This window comes from Aureisphaera galaxeae, assembly GCF_028561275.1.
GTDB lineage: Bacteria > Bacteroidota > Bacteroidia > Flavobacteriales > Flavobacteriaceae > Aureisphaera > Aureisphaera galaxeae.
Genome location: NZ_JAQQTF010000010.1, coordinates 121,875 through 141,156, shown reverse-complemented (window position 1 = coordinate 141,156; position 19,282 = coordinate 121,875). Strand labels below are relative to the sequence as shown.

General features: G+C 41.6%; 17 protein-coding genes. 4 read left to right on the top strand and 13 right to left on the bottom strand.

Going from position 1 to position 19,282, the window contains the following annotated elements:
* Positions 1-152: 152 nt before the first annotated feature.
* From POV27_RS16315 to gcvP, 3 genes are all read right to left on the bottom strand, one after another.
* The gene (locus tag POV27_RS16315) at positions 153-1,673 is read right to left on the bottom strand and encodes a DUF6770 family protein (protein ID WP_272863861.1); all 1,521 of its coding nucleotides are present in this window, start codon (positions 1,671-1,673) and stop codon (positions 153-155) included.
* A gap of 1 nt (position 1,674) precedes the next feature.
* Positions 1,675-3,027 (bottom strand): M48 family metallopeptidase, encoded by a 1,353-nt coding sequence (locus POV27_RS16310; RefSeq protein ID WP_272863860.1) that lies wholly within the window; start codon positions 3,025-3,027, stop codon positions 1,675-1,677.
* Between the two features lie 125 nt (positions 3,028-3,152).
* Positions 3,153-6,002 carry an aminomethyl-transferring glycine dehydrogenase gene (gene gcvP / locus POV27_RS16305; protein ID WP_272863859.1) on the bottom strand — a complete coding sequence of 950 codons (2,850 nt, stop codon included), beginning with the start codon at positions 6,000-6,002 and terminating at the stop codon, positions 3,153-3,155.
* Between the two features lie 127 nt (positions 6,003-6,129).
* Here gcvP and POV27_RS16300 point away from each other — a divergent pair, with 127 nt between their 5' ends.
* A complete protein-coding gene (locus POV27_RS16300) occupies positions 6,130-6,954 on the top strand; it encodes a UbiA prenyltransferase family protein (RefSeq protein ID WP_272863858.1) in 825 nt (274 codons plus the stop codon).
* On the opposite strand, the gene POV27_RS16295 is transcribed toward POV27_RS16300, so the two are convergent.
* The 10 genes from POV27_RS16295 to POV27_RS16250 form a co-directional block, all read right to left on the bottom strand.
* Complete coding sequence (locus POV27_RS16295) at positions 6,943-7,176, bottom strand: hypothetical protein (RefSeq protein WP_272863857.1); 234 nt, start codon at positions 7,174-7,176, stop codon at positions 6,943-6,945. The genes POV27_RS16300 and POV27_RS16295 overlap by 12 nt on opposite strands.
* Before the next feature lie 6 nt (positions 7,177-7,182).
* Positions 7,183-7,734 carry a sigma-70 family RNA polymerase sigma factor gene (locus POV27_RS16290; protein WP_272863856.1) on the bottom strand — a complete coding sequence of 184 codons (552 nt, stop codon included), beginning with the start codon at positions 7,732-7,734 and terminating at the stop codon, positions 7,183-7,185.
* 73 nt (positions 7,735-7,807) lie between these two features.
* Positions 7,808-8,302, bottom strand: coding sequence for an SRPBCC family protein (locus POV27_RS16285; RefSeq protein WP_272863855.1), 495 nt, complete (start codon positions 8,300-8,302; stop codon positions 7,808-7,810).
* Positions 8,302-9,186 (bottom strand): SAM-dependent methyltransferase, encoded by an 885-nt coding sequence (locus POV27_RS16280; RefSeq protein ID WP_272863854.1) that lies wholly within the window; start codon positions 9,184-9,186, stop codon positions 8,302-8,304. Before POV27_RS16280 ends, POV27_RS16285 begins: the two co-directional genes overlap by 1 nt.
* Before the next feature lie 4 nt (positions 9,187-9,190).
* Positions 9,191-10,105, bottom strand: a complete 915-nt coding sequence (locus POV27_RS16275; RefSeq protein WP_272863853.1) for a TIGR01777 family oxidoreductase — start codon at positions 10,103-10,105, stop codon at positions 9,191-9,193.
* A gap of 11 nt (positions 10,106-10,116) precedes the next feature.
* Positions 10,117-10,542, bottom strand: coding sequence for a hypothetical protein (locus tag POV27_RS16270; RefSeq protein WP_272863852.1), 426 nt, complete (start codon positions 10,540-10,542; stop codon positions 10,117-10,119).
* Positions 10,543-11,304: 762 nt separating this feature from the next.
* Positions 11,305-11,808, bottom strand: coding sequence for a GbsR/MarR family transcriptional regulator (locus POV27_RS16265; protein WP_272863851.1), 504 nt, complete (start codon positions 11,806-11,808; stop codon positions 11,305-11,307).
* 88 nt (positions 11,809-11,896) lie between these two features.
* On the bottom strand, positions 11,897-13,912 hold the full coding sequence (locus POV27_RS16260; RefSeq protein ID WP_272863850.1) for a M3 family metallopeptidase: 2,016 nt from the start codon (positions 13,910-13,912) through the stop codon (positions 11,897-11,899).
* 512 nt (positions 13,913-14,424) lie between these two features.
* Entirely contained in the window at positions 14,425-14,916 is a 492-nt protein-coding gene (purE, locus tag POV27_RS16255) for a 5-(carboxyamino)imidazole ribonucleotide mutase (protein WP_272863849.1), read from the bottom strand.
* A gap of 1 nt (position 14,917) precedes the next feature.
* Positions 14,918-16,075, bottom strand: coding sequence for a 5-(carboxyamino)imidazole ribonucleotide synthase (locus POV27_RS16250; protein WP_272863848.1), 1,158 nt, complete (start codon positions 16,073-16,075; stop codon positions 14,918-14,920).
* Positions 16,076-16,169: 94 nt separating this feature from the next.
* Between POV27_RS16250 and POV27_RS16245 the strand changes: the two genes are divergently transcribed.
* The 3 genes from POV27_RS16245 (at position 16,170) to POV27_RS16235 (ending at position 19,273) form a co-directional block, all read left to right on the top strand.
* Positions 16,170-16,742, top strand: coding sequence for an adenylate kinase (locus tag POV27_RS16245; protein ID WP_272863847.1), 573 nt, complete (start codon positions 16,170-16,172; stop codon positions 16,740-16,742).
* Positions 16,743-16,785: 43 nt separating this feature from the next.
* Positions 16,786-17,787 (top strand): GTPase ObgE, encoded by a 1,002-nt coding sequence (obgE, locus tag POV27_RS16240; protein ID WP_272863846.1) that lies wholly within the window; start codon positions 16,786-16,788, stop codon positions 17,785-17,787.
* A 106-nt stretch (positions 17,788-17,893) separates the two neighbouring features.
* Positions 17,894-19,273 (top strand): T9SS type A sorting domain-containing protein, encoded by a 1,380-nt coding sequence (locus POV27_RS16235; protein WP_272863845.1) that lies wholly within the window; start codon positions 17,894-17,896, stop codon positions 19,271-19,273.
* The last annotated feature ends 9 nt before the right edge of the window (positions 19,274-19,282 follow it).

The window sequence follows — 19,282 nt, the reverse complement described above, 5'->3', positions numbered from 1 at the left end:
AAGAAAATTATTTGCTAAAGGTAGGTAAAAAGGGATTGGTATCCATATTCACCCCCTGTAAATGTCCGATGTTCAACCTATAAACGAAGAGAGGCACTGTGCCATTGTGTTAGTACAGTGCCTTCCTTTGTGAGTATAAAATGGAATGAAGTTTAGTCGATGTTCAACTTCTCCATATGCAGGTCCATTGTTTTTGCTTTTTTGTCGTATTCTAGAATAACAACATTACCGGTTTTGGCAGGAAGTACTCTGGTAATTTTTCCTTTACCGGCCTCCAAATAGATCTTATCCTGAGAAAACTCCCCTTCATCATAGATAATGGTCTTAAAGGCATTTTTGTTCTTCTCGCCCTTCAGTCTTTCGTAATCGATAAAACAGGCATAGAAACGATCGTTTTCTTTATCAATTTGTGTATAGATGTGATCGAAAGCTCCGTAATTCTTCAATACATGAGCATTTAGTTGTGGACTTCCAAAATCAGATATACTGGGAGCTCTAGATTTTCCTTTTTCAAAAGTTTGAATTCCCTTAAGGGCAAAGTCCTTATCAAATTCGAACACTAAGGCATCGGTAATGGTTAACTGAGTAACACTGTTACCACCGCGGCTAAGTACAGCGGCAGCAATTCCTGCAGCACTGGCTGTTTTTCTGAACTTTTCACCAATGGCGTAGAAACTTCCGTCTGCGGTTGGTACAATATCGTGGAAGTAGATGTAAGAGTTTTTCTTGTCGTCTTTCGCCTTAAGAATAGGATTGATATCCTTGCTCCAGCTAGCTGTATTTTCGGTAAGTGTAGCTCCAGTCTCGTCTATTACTTCTACGAACAGACCTTGACTTTTATCCTTCATGATGTTGTCGCCCCCTTTGAAATACTCACCCATTAGAATCAATTGATTGTTCTCGTTAAGTAAACCATTGGTAATCAACTTGGGCTTCTTAGGGTCGCTTTTAATAGTAGTAACCAGTTTTCCAGTTTCGGTATTCAGGATCTTGGTGGTAATCTTCAACTTTTTTGAAAGCATCCCAGGCTTGCTCATTTCGTTGATAACAATGAATTTTTCATTGGTAGCCATAGGAGCACCTGTAACGATTTCCTTGGAACCTTCTGGGGAACCATAACGCCATCCACGAGAATCGTCGGTAGGATAGAAGAAGGTTTTGTATCCTATTTTTTTGTTATCCTTAATCACTGTTAAAAGGAATCCTTTGTTGGGGACAGAGGTAAGAATATTAAAATCTTCACTCTGGTTCATGGCCATTAGCCAAGTGATCTCTTTTTTGGACAATTCTACGGTAGAAGTTTCTTTTTGTTCCGCATTTCTGTCGAACAACACCACTTTAATATGACGCTCTTTTTTGTTTAGGAAGGCGAACATAAGACCGTCGTTGTTGAACTGACTGTCTACTAGGATGGTCCCTTTTTGAGCAACATACTTTTTGAAAGCCACCTCGTTGAGGTTGTTGTCCAAAACTTGGATACCATATTCGCGGGCACCTTTCTTTAATTTGTCTACCAAATAAAAGAAGTAGTAACCATCTACGTCCTTATCCTTATTTAATATGGCCCCAGAGTTTTGAAGTTTGAATTCGGTAATGCTTTCCAGTTTTTTGGATTGCGCAAACCCCGTAGCAGTAATGCATAACACTATTAGTAGTGTAATTAATTTTCTCATTTTAGTCGATGTTTGGATTTAACTTTTTGAAATATGCGTGTGTTTCTTTTTGAATGTCTGCATTAGCAAACAAGTCCTTATTTTCTTGGCAAAACCAGTATCCTAATTTTCTGATGTTCTTGGGTTCTAGGTTGCTAATGAATTGCTTTATTTTATTGAGTTCTTCCTCTTCCGAAAAAGGACTAATGGGAGCGACGTACTTACCAATGCTGTGCTCTTTTTTCAGTTCGTACATTTTCTTCAGCACTAGAGCCATTTGATCATAAAACCGCGACTTCTCGTCGTCTGCCGATTCATGCGTGGTAAGGAGATAGAACAAAGCAATGTCTAATTGGTTGTTCTCAATGGCACCTTCGATCGTCTTGGCAAGGGAAATCTCTTTAAGCATGTGAATGACCTGTGGCACTCCAGAATTTTCGTCTTCCGAAGCGATCTTGGTACGTAATAATTCGATACGCTTGGGAATGGCTGGATGCGTTTTGGTAGAATCCTTGTCGAATGAATAGTCGTTGGAAGATTCTTCTAAATCGAATAGGGAATTGTTCTCCTTTTTTAACCAGTTATCCTTAAAAGGGTATCCATTCGTATGTAGGTGTTTTTTGATAGGTGCGTACTTATTGAGGATGGCTTTTTTCTCAAAATCCAGTTTTGCTAAAATCGATGTGGCCGATGCTGGATTGTATCCCGTTTTTTTGAAAAGTTCCATCCCTAAAGAATCTGCTTCTATTTCTGCACTTCTCGATTTTTTGTAAAGTTTGTAATTAATATCCTTGAGAAGTTCCATGGCCTTGGAAAACTTCCCTACGTCGCGATTGGAGATTTTATTCACCTTCTTTCGCGTCTCTTTAGATTCGTAACTTTCTATATGCGAGTCGATGGCAGTATCACTATGACTTAAAAGATAATGTGCGATCTCATGACAAATGATAAAAGCAAGTTCATCATCGTTTTCTGCCAAGGAAAAAAGTCCAGTATTAAGGCTAAAGCTACCATTACCATAGGAAGCCGCATTGGGAACCGGAGAGCGGTTCACAAAAAAGTAGAACGCTGATGGATCGACCTCCGGATTGGCGGCATACACTTGGGAGATGATTTTATTTAATTCCGAGTTCAAGGCATCGTCAAAGATGAAGGCATTGTTTTCTATATCATCCTTTATCTTTTCTTTTCTTTCTTCCCAGAACTCGGATACCTTACGTTTGTTTTCACCCTGATAACTGGCAATTTTGGAACCTATACTTTGATCCAAATAATTGAAAATGGAGTCTTTTAATTTGGGTGAAAGGGTTTCAGATTGTGCATTGCTATGACATAGCGGCACCAAGAATAAGGTAAGGGCGAAAAAAAGTCGCATAAAAAGTGTTCCTCAAAAAATCAACCGCAATTATACTTAGTTTTTTCAAAAAAGTTGGGGTAAAAAAAAGAAAGCACCTCCAAATTCTTGAAAGTGCTATGGTTTTCTTTAATTTTTTGACTCTTTTAGGCTTCCATATACGCTTCTATGGGAGCACAGGTGCAGATAAGGTTTCTATCTCCATAGGCGTCGTCTACACGACGAACCGTGGGCCAGAACTTATTTTCGGCCACATAATCCAATGGGAAAGCAGCTTCTTTTCTTGAATAAGGTAATTCCCAAGTATCGCTAGTCAACATTCCCTGAGTATGGGGTGCATTTTTCAATACGTTGTTTGGGTCTTCTTTGCTGGCGGCTTCGATCTCCTGTCGGATAGAAATCATGGCATCACAGAAACGGTCCAATTCTTCCTTGCTTTCACTTTCGGTAGGTTCTACCATAATGGTTCCCGCTACAGGAAAGGAAACCGTTGGTGCGTGGAATCCATAATCCATGAGGCGCTTAGCGATATCGGTCACCTCGATTCCGTGTTCTTTAAAAGGACGGCAATCGATAATCATTTCGTGTGCCGCGCGTCCTCTCTCACCGGTATACAAAGTACTGTAGTGACCGTCTAAACGTTCTTTTATGTAATTGGCATTAAGAATAGCATATTGGGTCGACTTTTTCAATCCACTTTCGCCCAACATACTGATGTAGGCATAACTAATGAGACAGGCCAAGGCACTTCCCCAAGGAGCAGCAGAAATAGCACTAATGGCATGATCCCCGCCTGTTTCAATTACGGGGTTGGTTGGCAAGAACGGAACCAATTGTTCTGCCACACAGATGGGGCCTACTCCAGGTCCACCGCCGCCATGTGGAATGGCAAAGGTCTTGTGTAAGTTAAGGTGACAAACATCTGCGCCAATCGCTCCAGGATGTGTTAATGCGACTTGAGCGTTCATATTTGCTCCATCCATATATACCTGTCCTCCATTCTCATGAATAATGCTGGTAACTTCTCTAATGGCACTTTCGTAAACACCATGTGTAGAGGGATAGGTCACCATTAGTGCAGCAAGGTTTTCTTTGTGCTCTTCAGCTTTGGCGCGAAGATCATCAACGTCGATGTTTCCTTCCTCGGTGGCTTTGGTTACCACAACCTTCATTCCTGCCATCACTGCACTCGCTGGGTTGGTTCCATGAGCGGAGGATGGAATAAGACAGATATTTCTGTGATTATCTCCTCGGGATTCGTGATAAGCACGGATTACCATAAGGCCAGCATATTCACCTTGGGCCCCAGAATTGGGTTGCAAGGAAGTACCTGCAAACCCTGTGATTTCGGTAAGTTGATCTTCCAATTTCTTCAGCATAATCTGGTATCCTTCCGCTTGCTCTACGGGAACAAAAGGGTGAATACTTCCCCAACGGGCATCGCTCAACGGTAGCATCTCGGCAGCGGCATTCAATTTCATGGTACAGGATCCTAAGGAGATCATAGAGTGGTTCAGCGCCAAATCGCGACGTTCCAATTTCTTGATATAACGCATCAATTCGGTTTCGCTGTGATAGCTGTTAAACACCTCATTGGTCATGAACTCGGAAGTTCTCGCTACACTTTCTGGAATGGCACTGTCTTGGCCAATTTCAGAAAGAACCGTGGCTTCTTTCCCTGTGGCTTCGGCAAATACCCTCACAATGGCATTAAGATCTTTTAGGGTCGTTGCTTCGTTCAATGCAATAGAAACCGTGTCGTTATCTGGATAGTAGAAATTGATTCCATGAGCTTCGGCAATAGGTCGAACTGTATCTGCATTCGTCTTTATTGCAATCGTATCGAAGAAGGAATCGTTGGCTTGGAACAATCCAAGTTTTTCCAAAGTATCCGTAAGTGCAGTTGCTTTGTGATGTACCTTGTTCGCAATATCCTTAAGGCCTTCCGGTCCATGATATACGCAGTACATTCCTGCCATCACGGCAAGAAGTACTTGGGCTGTACAAATATTGGAAGTAGCCTTGTCCCTTTTAATGTGCTGCTCTCTCGTTTGCAACGCCATACGAAGGGCACGGTTTCCATCGGTATCACGGGTTACTCCAATAATACGTCCAGGAATATTTCTTTTATAAGCTTCCTTGGTTGCAAAGTACGCAGCGTGAGGGCCACCGTAGCCTAAAGGAATCCCAAAACGTTGTGTGGTTCCCACGACTACATCGGCACCTAAGTGCCCAGGAGCTTCCAGTTTTACCAAACTAAGAATGTCTGCGGCCACAGCCACTTTTATATCAGCTTCTTTCGCTTTTGCAATGAAAGAGGCATAGTCATATATTTTTCCGCTTTTGCCGGGATATTGTAATATGGCACCGAAGAATTCTTTTGAGAAATCGAAACTTTCATGATTTCCTACCACCAATTCAATTCCTAGTGGATTGGAACGTGTTTCCAGCAAGGAAAGGGTTTGGGGAAGGACTTCTTCAGAAACGAAGAACTTTACCACATTTTCCTTCTTTTGGGCTCTTTCTCGAACGGCAAACAATAAGCTCATGGCTTCTGCCGCTGCGGTCGCCTCGTCCAAAAGGGAGGCATTGGCAATCTCCATGCCCGTAAGATCGGTCACCACGGTTTGGAAATTCAACAAGGCTTCCAATCTACCTTGGGCAATTTCTGCCTGATAAGGCGTATAGGCCGTATACCAACCTGGATTTTCTAGAATATTGCGTTGAATCACAGCAGGAATATTCGCTGCGTGGTACCCAAGACCTATATAACTTTTGAACACTTTGTTCTTAGAGGCCAACTCACTGATGTGTTCTAGATATTCCTGTTCGCTAAAGGCAGGATCCAGTTCTATATCCTTTTTCAATCGGATGTCATCTGGGATGGTTTCAAAAATGAGTTGTTCCATACTTTCAACCCCAATCGTTTGAAGCATTTGGGGGAGATCACTTGGCCGAGGGCCTATGTGTCTAAGGGCAAAAGAAGAAGTGTTCATTAATATTTTGATTAAATTTTCGCAAAATTACGACATAAACCTTAAAGATTTCTCCTTTTAACGCGACTTGACTAAGAATTTTTCAACCAAAAGGGGGAGTTACTAACACTTTGGGTATTTTTGTTCGATGCGTGGGTTACGGCTTTTGTTCGACTTTTACATAAATGCTAGTATTCATGTGGCGTTGGCGGTCACTTCGCTGTTTTTCCTAACGCTCCGTGAGTATGAAATACCCTATTCAACCGTACTTGTTAGCATCGTCTTCTTTGGTACTATTTCTGGATATAATTTCATTAAATATGCCCGAATAGCTGGATTGCACCATCGAAGCTTAGCGACTTCCTTAAAGACCATACAGGTATTTTCTTTTCTGTGCGCCAGTGTTTTATTGTATTTCCTTATTCAATTGCCCAAAGAGCAATGGATTCCTTTGCTTTTGTTAGGGGTGTTTACATTCCTGTACGCCGTTCCCTTTCTTAGAAGAAAAAGCCTTAGAACGCTGCATGGGATCAAGATATTCGTGGTAGGATGGGTTTGGGCCGGCGTAACAGTGCTTTTTCCGCTTTGGGAAACCCCTTGGTTGAACGAAATGGACGCATGGCTATCCTTCTTGCAAATATTTCTTTTAGTGATCGTATGGACGTTGCCTTTCGAAATACGGGATATTGAATACGATGCGCCTTCTTTGGGAACCTTGCCTCAAAAATTAGGGGTGAGAAACACCAAATTACTGGGTATGTTGTTCCTTGCTTTGGTGCTGGTAGCCGAAGTGTTTAAACATGAAATTACCACTTCTCGCTTGTTGGGATTATTTTTTGTTGCTTTCCTAAGCGCACTGTTGCTTGGGATTTCACAAAAAAAACAATCGAAATACTTTGCATCATTTCTGGTAGAAAGTATCCCGATTGTTTGGGTTATATTGGATTATACCCTAGAGCGACTACTTGGATAGCTCCTGCTGCAGTCGTTCCTTTAAGGCGTTTTTATCGGCTGTTTGTACTTTGGGGTTTCTGTAAGCTTTAGTCAATTTCGTATTTCGGGCTGTATATTTTCTACATGCCCTACAGTAAATAAGGTGAATGTTCAGCTTTACTTTCTCCCAAAAAGTAGCTTCCTTATACTGATTTTTATCACAAATGTGATTCGCCTCGTGGCATTCTAATTTTATCTTCATAACTTCTTAAAACCAATTTTCTTCTAGGCAATCGGCCATCGCTTTACGGGCTCGATGGATAATTACCCATAGGTTAGACGGCGTGATGTCGAATTCATTACAGATTGTTTCGGTATCGAACCCATCTACTGTTTTCATTCTAAAGATCGAAGCCTGCTTTTCCGGCAATTTATCTATGCAACCGAATATCGCCAGCCCCAATTCTTCGTTTTCCATTGTATCTTCGGCAGTCTTATCGAATGGATCACCTACGCGCTCTTCCAGCCAGTCGCCATCGTCTTCGCCTTCCCGGTAATTTATTCGGACTTCTGCCTTCCCTTTGCTCGAGTTGATCTTTCGATAATAATCGATAATCTTTCTTTTCAGGATCGAAATGAGCCAAGTGCGTTCCGTAGACTCACCCTTGAAGTTGTCTTTCGATTTTAATCCTGCCAAAAAAGTTTCCGAAATCAGATCTTGTGCGATCTCATGATCATTTACGCGAACAATGGTATAGTTGTACAAGTAATCGGAATACTTGTCTATCCATTGACTTGGATTTATCTCGTTGATTGGCATGGAGGCTTTGTCGTAGTTTTTTTCAAAAATAACAAAGTTTGGGAAATCATTAACGATGTCCCTTAAAAGCTTGCTAATACGTGATGGATTCCAAATATTGAATTTCTTCGGAAAGAGAACTCCGCTCTGCTTCTCTTTTGATGGTACGATTCCTTTGGGTTAAGAACTGAAGCATGTGTTTTTTCAGAAATAACCTGTCGAACCACCTTCCAATCCAACCAAAAGGGACGCGATACTTTAAAATATCTGTCATGAGAATACCTTCGTCCGTCTTTTTGAAAAGATGTTGGTGTACAAAATAAGTAAAGTGCCCTTTTACCATGAGATCTGTAAACTGAAAAGGCTTTTCGAAAGAAACCATTTTGCTGGTATGCTTAAGGGAAAGTCCAAAATGTTTTCCTTGCCAGGTTACCGTTTCATCGGGCCCAAGAAGGCCTTTGGTTTTTCCCGAAATTGCTCTTTCCTTCGTTTTGGGCACCGATTTTACGTGGAGATCGATACTCCTTGAGAGATCGAATACCGTATCAATCGGTGCCCTTATTTTGGTATGTAATGTTATGGTTGTCATTATTTGGTAGCAGTTATGATGTAGTATCCAAAGTCTTTCATGTGTAATCCTGAAACCAAAGAGTAGAACGAAGCCTTTAAGTTGTTCCAGCTTTGCGGTTTTATGGGTTTGCCCTTCCAAAGGTTCTTCATTAGGAATCCTACGATAGCAAAGGGTACGTGTAATACCGAAGGAGCTACACGGAAAGAAACTTCTTCGACTTTTACATAGCTAAACCCAATCTGTTTGAGGCGATCCTCCACTTCGTGAATAACTCCTAGGCCACTCAGGCTCCAACCTTTGCAAAGTCCGTTGTAGCTGTAACGGCTTCCTAAGCAGAGTTGTGAGGGTGGCTTTTTCAGGAAAGCATCTCCAATGACCATCTTGCTGCCTTTTTTTAGGATACGGTAGCCTTCCCGAAGGCATTCCAGATTGTGTCCCGAATGACAAAGGCTTTCAATCCCTACTACTCCATCCATACTGTCCGTTGGAATGGAAGTTTGGCTATAATCCTCTTCCAAGATGATGCCGTTTTCTTGTTTCAGCAATTGGTTGCCTTCTTTTACCTGAAAAGGGGAGAGGGTCACTCCGATCATGGAAAGTAGCCGATCCTTTTTTAGAAAATGACGCATGGTCCCTCCCATACCACACCCCAGATCGGCCACGATCCTATGATCTCCATCTAGCATTAGACGTTTGTATATCTGATCGTTCATTTCGTTGAGCATGCTATCCCGCTTAAAAGGGTTGGTTTTACCCCAAATGAAATACCCGAAGTGCATGTTGAGGTCTTTGCTCCAGAACTCGTAGTCCTCGGTAGCTTCGTCATAGAAATGAATGATGTCACGCTGTGAAGCGGTATTGATCTTTTGTTTTTTCTGAAAGGGAAGGGTGGTTGTTTTCATAATGCTATGATTTTAAAAGATGAAGAATGGTTTTCTCCAATGAAGGATATTTGAAGGTGAAACCGTGTTCCATCAATCTTTTTGGTATGACGTTTCTACTTTTCAAAATGAGTTCGGTTTCTGTTTTTATGACCCTAGCACCCATTTCTAGGAGTAATTTGCTCATGGGAATTCCGAAAGGCATTTTTAATCCCTTTCGTATCATTTTCATGAGGTCCATATTTGTGGTAGGGCTGGGAGAAACGATGTTAATCACTCCTTTAATGTCTTCGTTTCGGATGATGTATTCTACACTTCTTGCGAAATCTTCTTCATGAATCCAACTTACCTTCTGTTGCCCGTCTCCTTGTTTGCCTCCAAATCCTACTTTCGATAAGTTTTTTAAGGGAACAAAAGCACCGCCCTTTCGCCCAAATACTATGGATGTTCTTAAAGCTATTTGTCTCAGCTGGGGATTTTGGAATTGGAAGAACTCTTTTTCCCAGGAGGTAGCAACGTTTACTGAAAAGCCTGTGCCGATGATACCGTTCTCTTCATCCATTTCTTTGTCTCGTGAGTCTTCATAGATGGTAGCGGTAGAGGAATTAATCCAAATTTTGGGAGGATTTTCAGATAGTTCTATTCCTTGACCAAGCACCCTGGTTGAGTCTACCCTAGAAAACAGGATTCGTTCCTTGTTCTTTTCGTGGTATCTGCAGTCTACGGACTTTCCGGTGAGGTTAATGAGCACATCGGCATGTTCTAAATGCTTCACCCAGTCTCCAAGGGTTTGGCCGTCCCACTTTACGTAGGTTATATTTCCGGTTGTTTTGGTTTTTGTTCTTGAAAGCACAATGATGCTATGGACCTTATTTTTAAAATGATTTATAAGTATGCTTCCTAAGAAACCTGAACCTCCTGCTATGATTAGTTTTCTCATTGGTATTGTTTTTAGACAATGTTTTGTATAAATAATAGTGTATATACCGTGGCGAATAAGACGAATAGGGCATTCATACCATAACTGCCCCACTTGAATAGGTGTTTTTTGGGAATGTCATACATGGGATAGTAGGCAATTTGAGTAGCCACTTTTCCTACCCAATAAGCACTTATGAGTCCTGTGATCGCAATAGCAAGTGAAGTTCCGTTTTTCAGGTCGGACGGTATCAAGATGGCGATCAAACCGAATGAAAAATTAAGCCCTTGAATGTACCTACCGTAGGTTTTCGCGATTTCTTGATTCAATGGTTTTAATTGCTTTACATCATTGTACCAATCGAATACTTTGTGTCTTATGTAAGGGTATATGAGGGCTGTGAATATTTGTCCAGCACCTCCGAGAATAATGAGCCAATTAGGAATTTCAAATTTCATGACGGTAGTTTTTCAAGTTGATAGGTGATAAAGAGAAAGTAGAATGCTAATACTCCTGAGAATGGCCAAAACACTGTTAAAAACGTATCCGGTTTAACACATGTAAATAGTATGACTATAAGTGTAAGAAGACCATAAAGAAGCACATGTGTTTTTTGAAACTTTGTCAATTTTTGAAAGTACAGGCATATCACAAGAAAGTGAATGAGCTGAAGAACACCTAGAAGAATATGGGCTAGAATACCGCCCCAAATTGTGACATAGAACAACAGAGTGGTAATGATGGCAATGAGATTTAAACGAAACATATCTTTCATAATTTCTAGATTTTATTTTCCAACCGATAGTGTTCCCATTGGTTGTGATACTTAATATGTACTATGGGCACTAGAAGAAGGAAGGTTATTGAAAAAGGAATTCCGAAATATGTCATCAGGGCAATAGGGGGAACCATCCAAAAGAAGCCCGTTACAATCAATACAAATGATAGTAGTTTAGGCATCTTCAAACCAATGCTTAAGCTAACGTTAGAGATGTAGCTCCCAACTCCCAAAATCCAACCGACAAAAAATAGAAAGGGATGGTATCCTGGTAAAACCAAGCTCAAGATCATTGTGATATGACTCAGGATAAAACTGAGGATTCCAATTTGCTGTGTGTGTTTATACTTTTTCATTTGTTCTAAACTTTCAATAATTATTGAAATATATTATTCAAAGAAAAGGGAGAAAAACTCCCTCGGTTCGTTCCGTGGTTTTGTTGTTATTTCAAAAACTTGACCAAGGTCTTGGTAATCCAGTTCTGTTCTTGATTTACCATTCTGTTGAGCATCGCATCGGCAGTTTCTACCAACTCATGCATTTCTTTCGTTTTCTTAATGAGTTCCTGCGTTTTTTTCGAGCCGTCATCTTCAATACTCGATACTTCTTTCAAAACACGTACTGTAGGTCTAATTTCCCTGCGACTACGCTCTTTTGCTATAGTTCGCGCTAATTCCGCTACATCCTTTTCACTGGCAAAGAACTCTTTGCGCTCTCCTGGGACATTTACTTTGTACACGATGCCCCAATCCATCAATCCTCTAAGGTTCATACTGGCATTACCGCGTGAAATCCCTAATTCTTCCATGATATCTTCCATAGACAAAGGATCTGGTGACACAAAGAGCAGCGCATGGATTTGAGCCATGGCCTTGTTAATGCCCCAAAGGGTTCCCAAGGCTCCCCATGTACTTATAAACTTCTCTTTGGCTTCTTTGTAATTCATAGGTCAAATATACAAATAATTTTAAACTTTCAAAAAAAATTGAAAGTTTATTTAATTTTTGAATGTTTCTCGGTTGAATACGGAACGGTTAAATAAGTCCTGCTCTTTTCAAGAGTGCATCTGGATTTGGCTTTTTACCACGGAATTGCACGTACAGTTCCATAGGATCTATGGTTCCTCCCTTAGAAAGCACCGTTTCCTTGAATTTGGTCGCCAATTTCTTGTTGAAGATTCCTTCTTGCTTAAAGTAGTCGAAAGCATCGGCATCCAATACTTCGGCCCATTTATAACTATAGTATCCAGCACTATACCCTCCTTGAAAAATATGTGAGAAGGCTGTGCTCATGCAGGTTCGGGGCGTGTCGGGATATAATTTGGTTTTTGCGAAGGCCTTTTCCTCAAATGCTTTCACATTTTCTATGGTCGAAGGATCCGCTCCGTGCCAAGCCATGTCCAACATCCCAAAACTCAACTGTCGCAGCGTTTGCATTCCTTCATGAAAGGTGGCCGATTCCTTGATTTTCTGAACATATTCCATAGGAATGAGTTCTCCAGTTTCGTAATGCTTGGCGAACAATTCCAAAGTTTCTTTTTCATAGCACCAGTTTTCCAATACCTGACTTGGTAATTCTACAAAGTCCCAATATACATTGGTGCCACTCAATCCCTTATAGGTAGTATTGGCCAACATTCCGTGCAAGGCATGGCCAAATTCATGGAACAAGGTCGTTACTTCATTAAAAGTAAGCAACGAAGGCTTGCTTTCGGTAGGTTTGGTAAAATTACATACAATGGAAACATGCGGGCGATCGTTCACCCCATTTTTTATCTGCTGGGGTTTGTAGCTGGTCATCCAAGCGCCCCCTCTTTTACCGGGTCTCGGGTGGAAATCGGCATAGAAAATGCTAACCAGCACCCCTTCAGAATCCTTCACCTTATAGGTCATAACATCTTCGTGATAGGCATCGATCGTATCGTCTTGCTCGAATTGAAGTCCGAATAACTTTTCAGAAACGGTGAAGACACCATCAATTACATTTTCCAGCTTGAAATAAGGCTTTAGCTTTTCATCATCCAAATTGAAACGCTCCTGTTTTAACTTTTCAGCATAATAGGCACTGTCCCATTTCTGCAGCTCATCGATCCCATCTAATTTTTGCGCATAGGCTTCCAACTCATCGAATTCCTTCTTGGCTGCTGGACGCGCTTTTTCCAAAAGTTCATTCAAGAATGCTTCTACATTTCCAGGGGTTTCGGCCATACGCTCTTCCAAAATAAAGTGCGCGTGTGTTTCATATCCAAGTAATTGAGCTCTTTCATGCCTTAGGTTGGCGATTCGGAGCACATTTTTTTCGTTGTTCCTGTCATTGTCCTGAAATGCTTTGGATCCAAAAGCCAAGGACAACTTCTTTCTTAGCTCCCTGTTCTCGGCGTATTTCATAAAAGGAATATAGCTGGGGTAGTCGAGAGTAATGATCCAACCTTCTTTTCCTTTTTCCTTGGCAACCTGTGCGGCAGCTTCTTTAGCCCCGGAAGGAAGTCCTGCTAAATCACCCTCATGGGTAAGGTGCATTTCGAAGGCATTGGTTTCGGCCAAGACATTTTCCCCAAACGTAAGTTTCAGCTTCGCCAACTCTGTATCCAAAGCACGTAACTTGTCCTTTTTCTCTTCAGAAAGGTCAGCTCCATTACGAGCAAAACCCTTGTATTGCTTTTCTAGTAACATCTGTTGCTCCCCATTCAAGGGCAAATCGTTGCGCTGTTCATAGACGGTCTTTACCCTTTTAAACAGGGTTTCATTCAATAACAGATCATTTTTGAAATTGGTAAGCAAGGGTGAAACCTCCTGGGCAATCTTCTGAATTTCGGCATTGGTCTCCGCGCTGTTCAAATTAAAAAAGACACTCGTAGCTCGATCCAATTGCATGCCTGTATTCTCCAAGGCCTCTACCGTATTCTCGAAGGTAGGAGCCTCACTGGAATCTGCAATGGCATCGATTTCCTTTTTGGTGAAATCAATCAGTTCTTTAATTGCCGGAACATAGTGTTCTTCTTTTATTTGGGAAAAAGGAGCCGTATCGAATTTTTGCAATAATGGATTCATGTAATCAATGATTGAATGAGTTAATGATTGAATGATTTAATGAGTAAATGATTGAATGAACTAATAAGTTTTAAGTTGGACTCCGAGTGATCCGAAGGATTGTATCGAGGAGTCGATATTTTAAGTTTAAAACTCAGATAACGAAGATACGAATTGAGTACTCAAATCGTATTAATTTATGAAAACATCGTAGACAGCCTCCGTCAAAAAATAGGAGTAAATAGGCATAAAGGCCATTAGTATTAAAATAATGGAAAGAATGATTCCAAATATGCTTAGGTATCTCACCTTGGAGTATCCTTTAATTCCGAAGAAAATACCGATCAATCCAATGATTAGGCCAGACATTTTATAAACTCGAGGAAATCTTGGATCAATGCAAACAATTACTTCACCACTCACAGCAGTTTGGTTATAATTATCCGTGAGTATCTCTGAAAATTGAAAATTGAAAAAAACTATCCAAATAATTCCCAGGACGGCAACAAGTATGGACAGCACGGCGTGTTTCATTATTGTTCTTCCCTAACCTTTTTTGCGCCTTCTTCTACTTTTATCTTTAGTCCTTCCTTGTAGGCAAGTACTTTATCCAAAACGCACTTGTCAGCACTTCCTATGATTTGCGCTGCCAGAATTCCAGCATTCTTTGCACCGTTTAGGGCCACAGTGGCCACCGGAACACCTCCGGGCATTTGTAAGATGGATAGCACGCTATCCCAGCCGTCGATAGAATTACTCGATTTTACGGGCACTCCGATAACGGGAAGGGGAGATAGGGAGGCTACCATTCCAGGGAGGTGGGCAGCACCGCCAGCACCGGCAATGATTACAGAAATACCCCGGGTGTGGGCATTCTTGCCATAATCGAATAACTTATCCGGGGTACGGTGGGCAGAAACAATGTCTACTTCCACTTCTATGTCGAATCCTTTTAGGATGTCTATAGCGTCTTGCATAACGGGAAGGTCGCTGGTGCTTCCCATGATGATACCTACTTTACTCATCTTATTTGCTTATTACTTTTATGGTCTTTTTTACTTCTTCAGCCACTTTTCGGGCTTCATTAATGTTTTCATTTACAATGGTAACGTGCCCCATTTTTCGGAAAGGACGTGTTTGCTTCTTCCCATAAATGTGTGGTGTAACACCTTCCATAGCCATGATCTCGGCGATGTTTTCATACACCACTTCACCTGTATGGCCTTCCGCACCCACCAAATTTACCATAATACCGCCTACTTTACTATCGGTATTGCCCAAAGGAAGGTCCAAAATGGCCCGAATGTGCTGTTCAAATTGATTGGTATAGCTGGCTTCTATGCTATAATGTCCGCTATTATGGGGGCGGGGTGCTACTTCGTTCACCAAGATTTCATCATCGTTGGTTTGGAACATTTCTACCGCCAACAATCCCACATGTTGAAAGGCTTCCGAAACCTGTGCTGCCACAGCTCTGGCTTTTTCAGCAACCGATTCATCAATCCTTGCTGGGCAAATCACGTATTCTACCTGATTGGCTTCAGGATGGAATTCCATTTCAACCACCGGATAGGTTTTTACCTCTCCAGAAGGATTGCGAGACACGATTACAGCCAATTCATTTTTAAAAGGAATCAACTTTTCGGCAATGCAGGGCCCACTGGAAAGTGGAATGATATCCCCGGCATCCCGAATAATACTCACACCTTTTCCATCGTATCCGCCTGTACAGCTTTTCCAAACAAAGGGATAGTTCAGTTCTTTGCGGACTATGGCTTCGTTCAATTTGTTCTTGTTTTCAAAAACGATGAAAGGGGAAGTAGGAATGCGATGTTCTTTGTAAAATTGTTTCTGAACTCCTTTATCCTGAATATTCCGAAGGGTATGGGCAGAAGGATATACTTTTTTTCCTTCGGCTTCCAATTTCTCTAGGGCATCTACATTAACACCTTCAATTTCGAAAGTGAGCACATCCACTTTTTTCCCGAATTCGTATACGGTTTCAAAGTCCATTAAGTCTCCTTGTTGAAAGACATCGCAGGCAATTCGGCAGGGCGCTTCCGCGCTTGGATCTAGCACATGGGTGGCTATATCGTACTTACGTGTTTCATACAACATCATCTTGCCCAATTGGCCGCCTCCCAAAATACCTAGGACGAACTCCGAAGAAAAATAATTTGCCATTGCGCAAAGGTACAATCTTCTCCGAAATGGGTATCTTTGCACCTTCGTTATGTGGAATTTTTTTAAATCATTATTTAGAAGTAATAAAAACCGGATGAAAAACATCGTATTATTTGGCCCTCCTGGGGCTGGAAAAGGAACCCAAGCCGAGGTTTTAAAGGAAAAATATCAATTGGTACACTTATCTACAGGAGATATGTTCCGCTACAACATTAAAAATGCTACCGAATTGGGCGTATTGGCGAAAAGCTATATGGACAAGGGACATTTGGTTCCCGATGAGGTGACTATTAAAATGTTGAATGCAGAGGTTGAAAAGAATGCTGGTGCCAATGGGTTTATATTCGATGGATTTCCACGTACGGAAGCGCAGGCAGCATCCTTGGCCGAATTAATGGATAGCAAGGACAGCCAGATCAATGCTATGGTGGCCTTGGAAGTAGATGATGAAATTTTGGTAGAGCGCCTCCTGAAAAGAGGGGAAACCTCTGGCCGTTCCGATGATGCCGACGAAGGAGTCATCCGAAATAGGATTAAAGTATATTACGATGAGACTGCCATACTAAAGGATTTTTACCAAGCTCAGGATAAATACCACGGAGTAGACGGGGTTGGAACTATAGAAGAGATCACTGAACGATTGAGTGCTGTGATCGACACATTATAAGATAACATACAGCTCGTTAATCGGGCTGTTTTTATAAGGAATCATGACCGAAGGGAATTTTGTTGACTATATAAAGATTCATGTAACTTCTGGAAAAGGAGGGCAAGGAAGTGCCCACCTGAGAAGGGAGAAGTTTGTGGCCAAAGGTGGTCCCGACGGGGGCGATGGTGGCCGCGGAGGGCATGTTATCTTGAGGGCCAACAAGAATATGTGGACACTGTACCACTTAAAGTTCAAACGCCACTTTAAAGCAGGTCATGGTGGCGCCGGAGGAAAGCAAACCAGTACGGGGGCCAATGGGGAAGATATATATATAGAAGTTCCGCTAGGAACCGTGGTGAAGAACTCCGATACCAACGAAGTGCTCAAAGAGATTTTAGAAGATGGTGAGGAGTTGGTCATTGCCAAGGGAGGAAAAGGAGGTCGTGGAAATGATCATTTTAAAAGTGCTACCCGACAGACACCACGATACGCACAACCGGGATTACCTGGAGAAGAGGCCAATATCACCTTAGAAATGAAAGTCTTGGCCGATGTAGGCTTGGTAGGGTTCCCCAATGCGGGTAAATCGACCTTGCTTTCGGTAATTACAGCTGCCAAACCCAAGATCGCCAACTATGAGTTTACCACCCTAAAACCCAATTTGGGGATTGTGGATTATAGGGATTACCGTTCGTTTGTTATGGCCGATATCCCTGGAATCATAGAAGGCGCTGCCGAAGGAAAAGGATTGGGGCACTATTTCCTACGCCATATTGAACGTAATTCTACCTTACTTTTCTTAATTCCTGCCGATGCGGATGACATCCGTAAACAATACGATATTTTGGTGGATGAATTGCGTCGTTACAATCCAGAATTATTGGATAAAGAACGATTGGTAGCTATTTCCAAAAGTGACATGCTGGATGACGAGCTAAAGGCTGAAATGAAGGCCGAACTCGACAAAGATTTCGAAGGCATTCCGTACCTTTTCTTCTCGTCTGTGGCCCAACAAGGATTGATGGAATTAAAGGACAAGCTTTGGGGCATGCTTAACCAGTAACCCCTTTTCGATTCGCATTTCTTCAAATTTATAAATCGGGAGAAGTAAAATTCTCTATTACAGCCTAATTGGTTATCTTAGGAGATGGATTAATTCTGACTCCGCTATGAGAAAACAACTACTTACCAGCTTATTTTTATTGAGTTGCATGTTGGGGATGGCACAATGCCCAACTGGCGATATTATCCTTACTTCGCAGGCCGAAATTGATAATTTCGCCACGAACTATCCTGGTTGTACCGCATTAACCCACGAACTTAAGATAGAAGGGACTGTAAATAGCATTACGAACCTTCTGGGACTATCGGCTTTAACCGAAGCCCAAGATCTTGTCATTTTTAGTACGGATGTAACGGACCTTCAAGGACTCCATAATATCACTTCCATGGGAAGGTTAACCTTTTGGCTGAATCAAGGAGTGGTGGATTTAACTGGGCTCGGCGCCGTACAAACCATGGACGGAATCGACTTTTTTGGCAATAATAATATGATTGGTTTTAATGGGTTGGACAATGTTCAATCCATGAATACGCTTCACTTGTTCGAAAATGATAATCTACAGGATATCTCCCAATTAAGCGCCGTTACGGAATTCGATTTCATTACGATAGGGAGTAATTTATTTAGCAGTTTAAGCGGGTTGGAAAACGTACAATCGGTAGCGGGGGATATTGCCATATCTTCAGAATTCATTACAAATGTGGATGAGTTATCCAATTTAGAATCCGTTGGTTCCATTTATCTTTCCAGCCTTGAAGACCTTACTAGTATTGCGGGGTTGAGCAATATTGAAACTTTGATGGATTTGTTTATTTTGAAGAATTACGACTTGACAAATCTTGTTGGATTGGAAAATATCTCGACTGTAAACGGAAGGGTTCGCATAGGGTATAATACCTTGATTACCGATCTGTCATTTTTAAACAACTTGACCTTTGCCGAGCATTTGGATATTTATGATAACGACAATCTACAATCGTTAGCAGGGTTAGAAAATTTACAGATAGTGAATGGTCGCCTTTTAATGGTGAGTAATCCTAATCTGGTTGACATTTCTGCCCTTAGTGGGGTTTCACCCACACAGGTAGACGAGTTGGTTATTTCTGGCAATGCAAATTTAGCCGCTTGCGCGAATGCATTCACCTGTATTGCGATCAATAATTCTGCTGTATCAAAAACAATTGTTAGCAATGCTGAAGGATGTAGTTCTTTACCGGAAATTCAAGAGGCCTGTTTACTGAGTGATGAGGATTTCTCTTTGTCCGAAGCTATCTCATTATCTCCTAATCCGGTGACCCATACCCTTACGATTTCTTCAAGTGAAAACATACGTGTTGAAAGCGTAGCCGTTTTTTCAGTAGCTGGACAAAAGGTGCGCGAAACGACTACGAGTACTGTAGACTTTTCTTATTTCCCTCAAGGGGTGTATTTGGTGAAAGTGCACACAAGTAATGGTGTTATTACCGAAAAGGTCGTTAAAGAATAGGCCTGCAAT